The following is an 11,980-nucleotide window of genomic DNA, read 5'->3' as shown; positions in this document are numbered from 1 at the left end:
GCATCCGCCCCCTCCCTCGCCTTCGGCGCCACCTCCCCCTGGCGGGGGAGGAAACACCTGTATCCTTGAATCTCCAACATGCACATGTTATGTACATGTGCATGGCAACGCAGCTTCCAGAGACCCGCTCCAGCCGTGTCGTCGTGCTGGTATCGCCCGAGGAAAAGCGGCGTATTTCCGCCAACGCGGAGGCTGCCGACATGACGGTGAGCGACTTCATGCGCACCGCCGCCGAACGCTATACCGAACCAACGCCTGCCGAGATGGCGCTGATGCGCGACCTGCTCGCCCAGCTCGAACAGGCCAATGCCCGTACGGACGAGGCCTTCGCAAGGCTCGAGTCGGCGCGCACGGCTGCGGCCGCGTTCGACGAGGACGCCTATCGCGCCCAAGTCCGCGAACAGCTGCTGGCCGATTCCTCGATCGACTGGGATGCGCTGTCCACCGCCCTGTCCGGCTGGGCCCGCCCGTGAGCTTCTGGACCGATGCGTTGCGCGCCCTCCAGCAGGTCGCGCTCCTCCAGCACAAGGTAGACCAGGCGCTGACCACCGCCGAGGAGGCCCGCCGCCACTCGATCGAGACGCGCGAGCGGGTGATCCGCCTGGAAACGCTGATCGATATCGCGATGAAGCGCCAGCCATCCGCGCCACCGCCCGCGCAGCCCGCCCTTCCCGAAAGTCCACAAGCGGGCAGCTAGCGCGCGCTTCCCCGAGCGCGTACATCGCGGTCCGTGCTGAAAATGACTGTACTCCCGCTCACCGCCCGCCCCCGCGCGCTTGCGCACTGGCTGTTCGTCGTTGCCGCGATGATCGTCGCGATGGTCGTCGTGGGGGGCATTACCCGGCTCACCGAATCGGGCCTGTCGATCACCGAATGGAAACCGATCTCGGGCATCATTCCCCCGCTCAACGAGGCGCAGTGGCAGGCGGAGTTCGACCATTACAAGCAGATCGGCCAGTATGAGCAGCTGAACCAGGGCATGACGCTCGCCGGGTTCAAGAGCATCTTCTTCTGGGAATATATCCACCGCCTGCTCGGCCGCCTGATCGGCATGGTGTTCGCGCTGCCCTTGCTGTGGTTCTGGATCCGCAAGCAGATCCCGCAGGGCTATGGCTGGCGGCTGGTGGCGCTGCTCGCGCTGGGCGGGCTGCAGGGCGCGTTTGGCTGGTGGATGGTGAAGTCCGGGCTCAACCACACCCGCACCTCGGTCAGCCATTTCTGGCTGGCGACCCACCTGATGACCGCGCTGTTCACGCTGGGCGGGATCGTCTGGACCATGCTCGACCTGCGCGCGCTCGCCGCCAACCACGCCGAGCGCCCCGCCCGGCTGAGCGGCCTCGGCGCAGGCGTGCTGGTGCTGCTGGCGATCCAGCTCTTTTACGGAGCCCTCGTCGCGGGGCTCGATGCCGGACTGGTCACCGATCAGTGGCCGCTGATGAACGACCGCTTCTTCCCCGGTATCAGCCAGATCGGCGAGAGCCCGCTCCACGCCGCGCTGTATGACCCCGCGATCGTCCACTTCATCCACCGCTGGTGGGCCTGGGTGGTCGTAGGCGGACTGATTATCCTCGCCCGCAAGGCCAAGGCAGCCGGCGATCGCCGCGCCTCGATCGCGATCCACTCGGCCTTCGGCATCCAGATCCTGCTCGGCATCGCGACGGTGATGACCGGGGTGAACCTCCACCTCGCCGCCACCCACCAACTGGTCGGCGCGCTGCTAGTATGCGCGACCGTGTGGGGCGTCCACTCGATCGGCCGGATCCGGTGAGCGACACCGCCCTCCTCTATGTCACCTTTGCCAGCCGCGCCGATGCCGAGCGGGTGGCGGAGACGGTGCTGGCGGACCGGCTGGCCGCCTGCGTCAACATCCTCGCGCCCTGCACCTCGATCTATCGCTGGCAGGGCGGCATCGAGCGCGGCGAGGAAGTCCCCGCCCTGTTCAAGACCCGCCCTGCCCTGGCGCTGCGCCTGCGCGAGCGGATCGCGGCACTCCACGGCTATGACCTCCCGGTGATCGAGCAATGGCCGGTCGAGGCGGGCAACGCCGTCGCCCGCTGGATCGCCGACGAGACGCGCTAAGCTAACAGGTATTATTTTACCCGTCAGCAAACCCACGCATTTCTTGACTTTCAGGCCCCAAATCGTCAGAGGGACATCGATCGCGCTGCCGGCAACGGTGGCGCGTATGCATTTCCTACGCGAAAGGTCACAGGCCATGAAGGCGCTGATGAAGACCACCAAGTCGGCCAAGCCGGCCGAGGTGGAGAAGAAGTGGCACATCGTCGACGCCGAAGGGCTCGTCGTCGGTCGTGCAGCGGTGGTGATCGCGAACGTCCTGCGCGGCAAGCACAAGACCAGCTTCACCCCGCACGTCGACTGCGGTGACAATGTCATCGTGATCAACGCGGACAAGATCCGTTTCACCGGCAAGAAGCTCGGCCAGAAGGTGTACTACAAGCACACCGGCTATGCGGGCGGCATCAAGGGCATCACCGCCGCCAAGGTTCTCGAAGGCCGCTTCCCGGAGCGCGTTCTGGAGAAGGCCGTGGAGCGCATGATCCCGCGCGGCCCGCTCGGTCGCCAGCAGATGCGCAACCTGCGCATCTTCGCCGGTTCGGAGCATCCGCATGAAGCTCAGAACCCCGAGGTTCTCGACATCGCCGGCATGAGCCGCAAGAACAAGGTGGGTGCATAATGTCTGACAACCGCCAGTCGCTTTCCGACCTGGGTGCCGCGCTGGGCCAGCAGCCCGCCGCGCCGACCGAAGGCCAGGCCGCCGCGCCGGCTGCCGCCGCCGCTGCAGACGCCTATCTCGCCGGCCAGATCGACGAGCCGGCCGCCCCGACCACGCCGCTGCGTGCGCAGGAGCTGGACCAGTATGGCCGCGCCTATGCCACCGGCCGTCGTAAGGACGCCGTGGCCCGCGTGTGGCTGAAGCCGGGCACGGGCAAGATCACGATCAACGGTCGTGACCAGGAAATCTATTTCGCGCGTCCGACGCTGCGTCTCGTCATCAACCAGCCGTTCGGTGTCGCCGAGCGTGAGGGCCAGTATGACGTGATCTGCACCGTCAAGGGCGGCGGTCTCTCGGGCCAGGCCGGTGCTGTGAAGCACGGCATCTCGCAGGCGCTGACCAAGTATGAGCCGGTGCTGCGCGCCCCGGTGAAGAAGGCCGGCTTCCTGACCCGCGACAGCCGCGCCGTCGAGCGTAAGAAGTACGGCAAGGCGAAGGCCCGCCGCAGCTTCCAGTTCTCGAAGCGCTAAGCGTCTCGGCTTCGGCCAAGGAACAAGGGGCGGTCCGGCAACGGGCCGCCCTTTTTCGTACGCGAACCACCGGACCGGCGGTCGCGCCGCGCATACCCAATTTGGTGCAAAGCCGCAGAAAACCGGGAGAATCGGAAAGATCCGTTGGCCAGCCAAATCCGCCGGGATTGCCGCGGCTACGCAATCGGGCCCTTTCGGATGCATGATCTCGACGTGAATCGCCGCACCCCGACAACGACTGACCGCAAGATTTTTCGATACGATACCGAAACTATGCTGGAAGATGCGGACTCCTTCCCGATATCGCAGCCGATCCCAGTCTGGGACAGGTCTTCCTAAAAATTTCGTTCCGCCATAGAGCGTAGCTGCAACGCGGCAAAACCTGCGGGCGGGGAATTCAGACATGCGTATCAAGTGGAAGGCGGTCGCGCTCGGCGCGGTCGGCCTGCTGTCGGCGTGCGACGGCGGCAGCACGAATGTGAACCTGGCAGACAGCCAGATGACCAGCGGCTTGGTCAGCATGGCGACGGCCAATGCCGGGACGTCTCCGGCCCAGTCGCAGATGACCGACGCCATCCGGCTCGCCCGGCAGGCCAGCTTCGGTCCGACGCCCGCGCTGCTCGAACAGATCGCGAAGGTCGGGATCGAGGGCTGGATCGACCAGCAACTGGAAGCGCGCGGCAGCACCTATGCGGATCTCGCCGTCCCCCGGCGGCGCGACCTCTGCAAGGATGCCGATTGCAGCCGCCGCTATTTCAGCCGCGTGCCGGTGGCCATGCGCTTCTATACCGATGCGGTTGCCGCGCCGGACCAGCTCCGCCAGCGTGTCGCGTTTGCCCTGTCGCAGATGATCGTCGCATCGGAGGTCGAAGTATTTGCCACCTCCGGCATCGCCGGCTTCAACCAGCTGTTCCTCGACAATGCCTTCGGCAATTACCGCACGCTGCTGAAGGCCGTCACGCTGAATCCCTATATGGGCCAGTATCTCGACATGGCCGGCAGCAACCGAAGTGCCCCTTCGGAGAATTACGCCCGGGAGATGCTGCAGCTCTTCTCGATGGGGCCGAACCAGCTGAACGCGGACGGCACGCCGCGCCGGGATGCGACCGGCGGCACCATCCCAAATTACGGCCCCGATGATATTCGCGGGGTGTCGCGTGCGCTCACCGGCTGGGACATGGCGCGCACGGGCAGCGGCCAGGGCTTCAACGACGATGTCCGCCCGATGGTGCCCGTGCCTGCGCGCTACGATAGTGGTGAAAAACGCTTCCTCGGCGTGACAGTGCCTGCGGGCGCGTCGCCGCAAGCGAGCGTAGACGCCGTGGTGGATGCAGCGTTCAGCCATCCCTCGACGCCACCGTTCGTTTCGCGCCACCTCATCGTCCACTTGGTGACCGCCAACCCCAGTCCTGCCTATGTCGGGCGGGTCGCGCGGGTGTTCGTCAACAACGGCGCAGGCGTTCGGGGTGACCTGAAAGCGGTGGTGCGGGCGATCCTCACCGATCCGGAAGCAAGGACGGCCCCGCGCAACGATCGCGGCAAGCTGAAGGAACCGGTGCTGGCGATGCTGTCGCTCGCCCGCGCCATCGGCATGACGACCGACGGTTTCGCCTTCATGAACCGCGATACCGCGCTGGGGCAGCCGGTGATGCGCGCGCCCTCGGTGTTCAACTTCTACCCGATCGATTATCCTTTGCCCGGCAGCCAGACGCTACGCAGCCCGGCGTCAAAGCTGTTCAACAGCAGTACCGTGCTGCGCTTCCACAATCTGGTGTACGACTGGACCGTCCGAGACAATGCCGCTGCGTCGGAATTTCGGCCGCAGAAGTGGATGGGCAGCGCCGGTACCAAGCTGGTGTGGACGACATGGGAAACCTTCGGCGACAATATCGATGCGATGATCGCCGCCGTCGACGTGCTGGTGCTTGGCAACACCATCACGCCCGTCCAACGAGCGGCACTGCGGAATGCCGCGCTCGCCGTGAACGACAAGAATACGCGCCTTCGCGCCCGCAAGCGCGCGCAACTCCTGTTCTACATCGCCGCCACCAGCCCGCAATTCCTGGTCGACCGGTAAGGGACCGATCCGATGACGCTTTCCCGACGCGATTTTGCCCGCCTCACCGCCGGCACCGGCGCCCTCGCCGCCCTGGGCCATCTTGGCCGTACCGCCGCCATCGCCGCCCCGTCCGGCAACTTCCGCGCGATGGTCGGGATCTTCCTCTATGGCGGCAATGACGGGTGGAACATGGTCGTCCCCACAGACGCCCGCCACGCCGCCTACCAGGCCGCCCGCGGCAGCATCGCGCTTCCGCGCAATGCGCTGACGCCCCTGACGAACAGCAGCTATGCCCTGCACCCGGCGATGGCGGCGTTGCGCCCGATATGGGACGAAGGTGCGCTTTCGCTGGTGCTTAACACCGGCACGCTGTTCGCGCCGCTGACCAAGACGACCTTCCAGACGCGCCCGGATCTGCGCCCCAGCAACCTGATGAGCCATGCGGATGAGCAGGACCATTGGCAGGGACTACGCGCGCGCGACGTGAGCAGCGACGGGTTCATGGGCCGCATCGCCGACCGCATGACGGGCGGCCGCCTGCCGCCGCTGATCTCGCTCGTGGGATCCACCCTTGCCGTGATCGGCCGGCAGAGCACGCCATTGGTCGTACCGGCCACCGGACTGCCCCCTCGCTCCGGATATCGGCTCGACGAGGCCGCGAAGAATCTGGCGATCACCGCGATGGCGACCAGCGCCGGTGGCCCGATCATGGACGGTGTCGCGACGACCCTCAGCGGCACCTATGCCCAGGCCGACCTCGCCAACGCCCTGCTATCCGGCGCGAGCAGCGTCAGCCGCCATTTTGTCGACTCCGCCGGCCGACCGCTGACCAGCGACCTCGCCCTGCAGTTGCTCGGCGCCGCCCGGATGATCGAGGCGCGCGGATCGCTGGGCCACACCCGCCAGACCTTCCTGGTCGGCCAGGGCGGCTTCGATCATCACGCCAATCAGGTCCAGGGCGGCACACCCACTGCCGGTGCGCAGGCCACCATGCTGGGTGGACTCGCCCAGGCAATGGCCGCCTTCCATCGTGCGATGAAGGCGCTGGGCGTGGCATCGAACGTCACCACCTTCACGATGAGCGACTTCGGCCGGACCTATGCGTCCAACGCGCAGTTCGGTACCGATCATGCCTGGGGCAACAACCATCTGGTCATGGGGGGCGACGTGACGAAGGGTGGCATCTTCGGGCGCTATCCCGACCCGGTGTTGGGCGGCGCCGACGACATAACGGATCAGGGCCGCTTCATTCCCGGCATTGCGCAGGAGGAATATCTCGGCGCCATCGCGCGCTGGCACGGGGTAAGCAACGCCGACATGCCCTATGTCTTCCCCAACTGGCAGACCTGGTCGACCGCAGGCCGCGGACCGCTGCCACTGTTCCGCAGCTAGAGCGCCACGCTCGGTTCGCCGAGGAAGCGGGCGCGGGTGGAAAAACCCGTGCCGTCCACGGTGATCTCGTTGAACGACGGCGGCTGGTCGCGCGTGCGCTCGGAAAGCGTGCCCGCGCCGATCAGACGAACCGCATGGTCGCCGATCCGGTGTTCGATGTCGAACGGATCATGGACATGGCCGCTCAGTACCGCGTCCGCCCCTGCCTGTGCGAGCGCCTCCAGTGCCCGCCTCCCGCCATGCGTGCGCGAGGTGGCCCGCGTGCCGGCCTCGACCAGGGGATGGTGCGCAGCGACGAACACCAGATCGCCGGTCGGTACCGCCTCCGCCAGCGCGAGCGATTTCCGCAGGGCGCGGGTGCTGACATGGCCCTTTGACCAATTGGTGCGGAACTGGAAGCGCGCGGTCGTCTTCAGCGGCACGATCGACACGCCGCGAACGTCGAGCGGGCGCTCGATCATCCGTTCCAGCGACCGGTAGCGGCGATAGGGCATCGCCAGGCGCGCGAACGGGTTGAAATAGGGCAGATCGTGGTTGCCCACCTCCACCGTCACCGGCACGCCCAGGCTTTCGAGCCATTCGGCGGCGGCGGCAAACTCCTTTGCCCGGGCCCGCATGGTGAGGTCGCCGGTCATGATTACCGCGGCCGGCTTTTCGTCGCGCACCCTGGCGTTGAACCAGTCGACCGCCTCCCGGTTCTCGCGACCGAAATGCACGTCGCTGACATGGAAGAAGCGGGTCATGCGGCGGCGCCTTCCGCGCGGGTGGCGATGAACGTCTCGAGGCTGCGTCCGGCGCGGATCGTGATCCCGGGATCGAGCGTTTCCGGCTCGCCGTCGAACAGCGCGAGCACCGGTCTGCGTTCGCCAAGCCGCAGCGTTTCGGCGCGGCTTTCGGTCACCGCCCGCGCCGCGACCCAATCGCCGGTTACCCATTCCCATCCCAGTTGCGCAATCGAACCCCAGTCGCGCGCGTCGACCGCTGCTACCTCCAAGCCTTCCAGCGTCGGAGTCACGAAGACGGCCTGATAGCGATCCCCCAGGTTGCGCGCACCTTCCACCCGCACGCCGCGTCGGTGGAAGGTATTCCGCCAGGCGCCCCGTACCGCCGCGATCAGACGCCCGAACCGGCCCTTGCGCACCACCTCTCGCGCCCGGAACCAGCTCGCCGCGGGTCCCAGGATCAGCCCCACGAATGCTCGATACTCGCCCGCGACGATATAGGGCAGCGCCACGCGCCGATCACAGCCATGCGCGGCATGGATAATCTTGTGCGGATCCGTTTCGGCATGCAGCGCCTTGGCGAGCAGGTTCATCGTGCCTCCCGGCAGGATCAGGAACGCCCCTTCCCAATCCGCCAGCGCGCGCAGTGCCGCGTTGATGGTTCCGTCACCCGCGAACAGAACGACCGTATCCACGTCCGCCGCGTAGAGCATCGCTGCCGGTGGCAGCGGATCTTCGGGGAAGTTGGTCCGGCCGGCGAGCGTCAGCCCGCGCTCGTCGAACACCGCCTCCATTGCATCGCATTTCGCCTGCGACGTCGTGCCGGAATTGGGGTTGGTGATGAACCAGAGCTTCTGCATGGTCCTCGTAACGCCCGAGAACCGATTTCGTGGCGTACCTCAACGCCCCGTAAAATGTGGCTCCCGCTTGGCGAGGAACGCAGCAATCGCCTCACGGCAGTCTTCGGTTTTCGCGGCGATGCTCTGATGCTCCGCCTCGATCTCCATCGTCTCGGTCAGCGTACCCGATAGCGCCACGCCGACCTGCCTGCGGATGAGACCCAGCGCTACCGTGGGCATTCCTGCCAGCTTCGCAGCAAGCCCGTGCGTGACCTGCCCCAAGGCACCGTCTTCCACCACTCGCGTGACAAGTCCGTTCGCGAGCGCCTCCTCCGCCAGCATCCGCTCTCCGAGCAGCGCCATCTCGAGCAGCCGCGCCCGGCCGGCCGCCTTGCCGATCAGCCATGTTGCGCCCGCGTCCGGCACCAGCCCGATATTGGCGAAGGCAAGCAGCAGATAGGCGGATTGCGCCATCACCACGATGTCCGCCGCCAACGCGATCGACGCCCCTGCCCCCGCCGCGGCGCCGTTCACCGCGCAGACGATCGGAATCGGCAGCTCGGCCATCGTGGCGATCACCGGATTATAATGCTGCCGCAGCGCCTCGCCCGAATCGCGCATGCCGACGCTCGCGGTGAGGTCTGCACCCGCGCAGAACGCGCGTCCCTCGCCGGTGAGGAGCACCGCTCGCGCGCCCTGCGCCGGCGCCTGCCGTAGCGTCGCCGCAAGCAGATCGAGCATCTCGGGCGTTAGCGCGTTGAGCCGATCGGGGCGGTTCAGGCGCACCACCGCGACATCGCCTTCCATCGCAAGCAGCACCGGCGCGTCGGACATCCTCATTTCTCCCTAGAACTGGAGAAGGGGATGCCCGCGCCGGCCTGCCCGCGCAACTCAAAGCTCTTTAAGCACCGTCATCGGGTCAGCGAGCGTGGCCGGATCGATCACCATCCGCTCGGTCACCAGCCGCTTGCCCTGCACATAGTCGCGCATGGCGTTGACGCAGTCGAGCGCGACCACCCGCCCCTGTTTCAGGTAGATCACCGAAAAGGAACGCGCCGCCGGATCGCCGCGCAGCACCACCGCGTCATGGCCGATCGAAAGACCCACCGTCTGCAGCTTCAGGTCGTACTGGTTCGACCAGAACCACGGCACCGCATCATAATGGGCCTCCTGGCCGGTCAGCAGCTTGGCGACCGTGTTCGCCTGGTCGTTGGCATTCTGCACCGATTCCAGCCGGATCTCGGTGCCGTCAGCATAGCGGTTCGCGTGCAGCGCGCAGTCCCCGATGGCGAACACGTCCGGCAGGTTGGTGCGGCACTGCGCGTCCACGCGTACGCCGTTTCCGCCAGCAGCGCCCGCATCGAGCAGCGGGGCCACTTCCGGCACGATGCCGATGCCGACAATTACCATGTCCGCCGGCAGCACCTCGCCATCGGCAAGCCGCACGCCGCAGACCCGCCCGTCCTGCCCCTCCAGGCATTCGACCATCGCACCGGTCCGTATCTCTACGCCGTGGGCACGATGCTCTGCCTCATAGAAGCGCGACAGCGGTTCCCCGGCGACCCGCGCCAGCACCCGGTCCATCGCCTCCAGAACGACCACCTGTTTGTCTGCCTTGATCAGCGCAGCGGCCGCCTCCAGCCCGATATAGCCGCCACCGATCACCACGATGCGCTGCGTGGTCGGCAGTTCGGCAAGCAGTTGGTCGACGTCGCGCTTGGTGCGGATGGCGTGCACGCCGGCAAGATCGTGCCCGCTGCACGCCAGCCGCCGCGCACTGCCGCCAGCCGACCAGACGAGCGCGCCATAACCGATCCGCGCACCAGCAGAATCGGTAACGGTCTTGCCCGCCGGATCCACCGCGACCACGCGCCGGCCGGTCAACATCGTCACCTGCCGCTCTTCCCAAAAGCCGGGCGCACGTATCAGGATACGATCAAAGCTCTTTTCGCCTTTCAGATAGTCCTTCGAGAGCGGCGGCCGCTCATAGGGAATCTCGGGATCCTCACCGATAACCGCGAGTGTGCCTGCGAACCCCGCCTGGCGTAGCGCCACCGCACACTGCGCCCCGCCATGGCCGCTACCCACGATCAGAATGTCGTACCTGTCCAAACGCCCTCTCCCCGCGCGACCCGCACCAGTTTGCTATAACACATAGCATATACGCAAATTCCTCAGGTGCGATGCCTTATCGCGGGCCTTGGCTTCCGCCAACGGGCCACCGCCCCAAGCGCTGCCGTATTCATCGCGCGATCAACCCTATCCAAGACGGACTTAACCGATGCGGTTACGTAATGATTCGGCGCCCTCGGACATTAACGGCGACAGCAAAGCCTCCGGATATCCGTAGACTGTCCCACTTCGGTGCAGAACTTGATCCGCCAGCGCCGCCGAACGAAAATGGCGCAGTCCGCAAAGACATGACACAAGTCCATGTTTCTAAATAAATATGCCGGGCGCCTACCTGAGACTTCGGCGATCCCCGACCGGGCGTGACTATCTGCCGCACCACCCGCTCGGCGATTTTGACAGATTAAGGGTGGATTAACCCCTACGATTATCTTATAGTTCTTCTACAGAAAAAATAGAGTTAGGATGAGGGTCTGAGCGGCCTGTTTGGAGTATAGCTTCAACAAGAGGGGGCCTGGGCAGTATCGTCAGGGGCACCTTCAGGCGCGCTTAGGGGGCTACCTTGAACACTACCATAGCAATCGCTCGAAAAGAGATGCAGGTGGAATTAGTGGGCCTTCAGGCTTCCGCACCCACCAGAACGCAGTCTGCCACTGTTATCCGTGCTTGCGATATCGTTCTCGCGTCCCTGCTCCTCGTGTTTCTGGCCCCGATGATGCTGCTCATCGCGATCTGCACCTATGTGGCGGATCCCGGCCCGATACTTTTCGCCCATCGTCGGGTTGGACATGGCGGGAAAATGTTTCCCTGCTTCAAGTTCCGGTCGATGGCGGTCGATGCGGCCGAGCGACTGAAGGAACTGCTCGAGAACGACCCCGCGGCCCGTGAGGAATGGGCGCGAGATCACAAGCTGCGGAACGATCCACGCATCGTCGGCATTGGCCGCTTTTTGCGCAAATCGAGTCTCGACGAGCTCCCTCAGCTCCTGAACGTCTTGCGCGGCGAGATGAGCCTTGTCGGCCCTCGGCCGATCGTCGTCGACGAAATCGAGCGCTATGGTCGCTATTTCAGCAAATATTGCGAAGTAAAGCCCGGCATCGCGGGACTCTGGCAGGTTAGCGGCCGTAATGACGTATCCTACCGCCGACGGGTCGCCATGGACGTAAAGTTCGCCGAGAAACAGTCGGTCACGTTGTACTTCAAGATACTCGTACTGACTGTGCCCATGGTACTGCTATCGCGCGGAAGCTACTGAACGGCGATGGCGCGCCGTTCCCTTCTGCATGGAGGGAGCGGCAGCGCCGGCGACAGGGTACCGCATGCTATCGAACAGCAGAACGCCGATTGGTAAAGCGCGCGCACTCCATTTTGCGGCTTTTCCTTTCGGCGCTGCCGCGTCTCACGTGCATATAGCGGTCGCGTTACCTACGTTTTCTCGATTACAAACATGTGATGGAAAGAGGACATCCATGCGATACTAGCGCAGCGTTCGAGCACATATCTAAAGCGCGCTTTAGACCGGAGGCCGTCTCAATGCTTTAATGCATCGAGATTCTATGCAAACGCCGCGAAAT

At 65.3% G+C, this 11,980-nt stretch carries 13 protein-coding genes; 9 read left to right on the top strand and 4 right to left on the bottom strand.

What is annotated here, in order from left to right; genetic code table 11:
- Positions 1 to 101 precede the first annotated feature (101 nt).
- The 8 genes from A7X12_RS02265 (at position 102) to A7X12_RS02230 (ending at position 6,715) form a co-directional block, all read left to right on the top strand.
- Complete coding sequence (locus A7X12_RS02265; RefSeq protein ID WP_064310036.1) at positions 102 to 473, top strand: plasmid mobilization protein; 372 nt, start codon at positions 102 to 104, stop codon at positions 471 to 473.
- A complete protein-coding gene (locus tag A7X12_RS02260; RefSeq protein ID WP_064310035.1) occupies positions 470 to 697 on the top strand; it encodes a hypothetical protein in 228 nt (75 codons plus the stop codon). Before A7X12_RS02265 ends, A7X12_RS02260 begins: the two co-directional genes overlap by 4 nt.
- Before the next feature lie 42 nt (positions 698 to 739).
- On the top strand, positions 740 to 1,768 hold the full coding sequence (locus A7X12_RS02255; protein ID WP_064310034.1) for a COX15/CtaA family protein: 1,029 nt from the start codon (positions 740 to 742) through the stop codon (positions 1,766 to 1,768).
- On the top strand, positions 1,765 to 2,079 hold the full coding sequence (gene cutA / locus A7X12_RS02250; RefSeq protein ID WP_064310033.1) for a divalent-cation tolerance protein CutA: 315 nt from the start codon (positions 1,765 to 1,767) through the stop codon (positions 2,077 to 2,079). The genes A7X12_RS02255 and cutA overlap by 4 nt, the downstream gene beginning before the upstream one ends.
- Positions 2,080 to 2,215: 136 nt before the next feature.
- Entirely contained in the window at positions 2,216 to 2,695 is a 480-nt protein-coding gene (gene rplM, locus A7X12_RS02245; protein ID WP_019369452.1) for a 50S ribosomal protein L13, read from the top strand.
- Positions 2,695 to 3,264, top strand: a complete 570-nt coding sequence (rpsI, locus tag A7X12_RS02240) for a 30S ribosomal protein S9 (RefSeq protein WP_064310032.1) — start codon at positions 2,695 to 2,697, stop codon at positions 3,262 to 3,264. The genes rplM and rpsI overlap by 1 nt, the downstream gene beginning before the upstream one ends.
- Positions 3,265 to 3,667: 403 nt before the next feature.
- Positions 3,668 to 5,341, top strand: a complete 1,674-nt coding sequence (locus A7X12_RS02235) for a DUF1800 domain-containing protein (protein WP_064310031.1) — start codon at positions 3,668 to 3,670, stop codon at positions 5,339 to 5,341.
- A gap of 12 nt (positions 5,342 to 5,353) precedes the next feature.
- Positions 5,354 to 6,715 (top strand): DUF1501 domain-containing protein, encoded by a 1,362-nt coding sequence (locus A7X12_RS02230; protein ID WP_064310030.1) that lies wholly within the window; start codon positions 5,354 to 5,356, stop codon positions 6,713 to 6,715.
- On the opposite strand, the gene A7X12_RS02225 is transcribed toward A7X12_RS02230, so the two are convergent.
- From A7X12_RS02225 to A7X12_RS02210, 4 genes are read right to left on the bottom strand one after another with little or no spacing between them, the layout of a single operon-like run.
- A complete protein-coding gene (locus A7X12_RS02225; protein ID WP_064310029.1) occupies positions 6,712 to 7,458 on the bottom strand; it encodes a metallophosphoesterase family protein in 747 nt (248 codons plus the stop codon). The genes A7X12_RS02230 and A7X12_RS02225 overlap by 4 nt on opposite strands.
- Positions 7,455 to 8,297 (bottom strand): diacylglycerol/lipid kinase family protein, encoded by an 843-nt coding sequence (locus A7X12_RS02220; RefSeq protein WP_064310028.1) that lies wholly within the window; start codon positions 8,295 to 8,297, stop codon positions 7,455 to 7,457. Before A7X12_RS02220 ends, A7X12_RS02225 begins: the two co-directional genes overlap by 4 nt.
- A 39-nt stretch (positions 8,298 to 8,336) precedes the next feature.
- The gene (locus A7X12_RS02215) at positions 8,337 to 9,110 is read right to left on the bottom strand and encodes an enoyl-CoA hydratase-related protein (RefSeq protein WP_084444976.1); all 774 of its coding nucleotides are present in this window, start codon (positions 9,108 to 9,110) and stop codon (positions 8,337 to 8,339) included.
- Positions 9,111 to 9,167: 57 nt separating this feature from the next.
- Positions 9,168 to 10,388 carry an NAD(P)/FAD-dependent oxidoreductase gene (locus A7X12_RS02210; RefSeq protein WP_064310026.1) on the bottom strand — a complete coding sequence of 407 codons (1,221 nt, stop codon included), beginning with the start codon at positions 10,386 to 10,388 and terminating at the stop codon, positions 9,168 to 9,170.
- Between the two features lie 580 nt (positions 10,389 to 10,968).
- Between A7X12_RS02210 and A7X12_RS02205 the strand changes: the two genes are divergently transcribed.
- Positions 10,969 to 11,661 (top strand): sugar transferase, encoded by a 693-nt coding sequence (locus A7X12_RS02205; RefSeq protein WP_232318281.1) that lies wholly within the window; start codon positions 10,969 to 10,971, stop codon positions 11,659 to 11,661.
- Positions 11,662 to 11,980 lie beyond the last annotated feature (319 nt).

It is taken from the genome of Sphingomonas sp. TDK1 (assembly GCF_001650735.1).
Classification (GTDB): Bacteria; Pseudomonadota; Alphaproteobacteria; order Sphingomonadales; family Sphingomonadaceae; genus Sphingomonas.
Note: the sequence above shows the minus strand (reverse complement) of the source record. Positions and strands in the feature narration are given on the sequence as shown.

Bases quoted from the DNA above. Each gene is read 5' to 3' on its own strand.
- A7X12_RS02265 (WP_064310036.1), top strand. From the start codon at position 102: ATGGCAACGCAGCTTCCAGAGACCCGCTCCAGCCGTGTCGTCGTGCTG.
- A7X12_RS02255 (WP_064310034.1), top strand. From the start codon at position 740: ATGACTGTACTCCCGCTCACCGCCCGCCCCCGCGCGCTTGCGCACTGG.
- rplM (WP_019369452.1), top strand. From the start codon at position 2,216: ATGAAGGCGCTGATGAAGACCACCAAGTCGGCCAAGCCGGCCGAGGTG.
- rpsI (WP_064310032.1), top strand. From the start codon at position 2,695: ATGTCTGACAACCGCCAGTCGCTTTCCGACCTGGGTGCCGCGCTGGGC.
- A7X12_RS02235 (WP_064310031.1), top strand. From the start codon at position 3,668: ATGCGTATCAAGTGGAAGGCGGTCGCGCTCGGCGCGGTCGGCCTGCTG.
- A7X12_RS02230 (WP_064310030.1), top strand. From the start codon at position 5,354: ATGACGCTTTCCCGACGCGATTTTGCCCGCCTCACCGCCGGCACCGGC.
- A7X12_RS02225 (WP_064310029.1), bottom strand. From the start codon at position 7,458: ATGACCCGCTTCTTCCATGTCAGCGACGTGCATTTCGGTCGCGAGAAC.
- A7X12_RS02220 (WP_064310028.1), bottom strand. From the start codon at position 8,297: ATGCAGAAGCTCTGGTTCATCACCAACCCCAATTCCGGCACGACGTCG.
- A7X12_RS02215 (WP_084444976.1), bottom strand. From the start codon at position 9,110: ATGTCCGACGCGCCGGTGCTGCTTGCGATGGAAGGCGATGTCGCGGTG.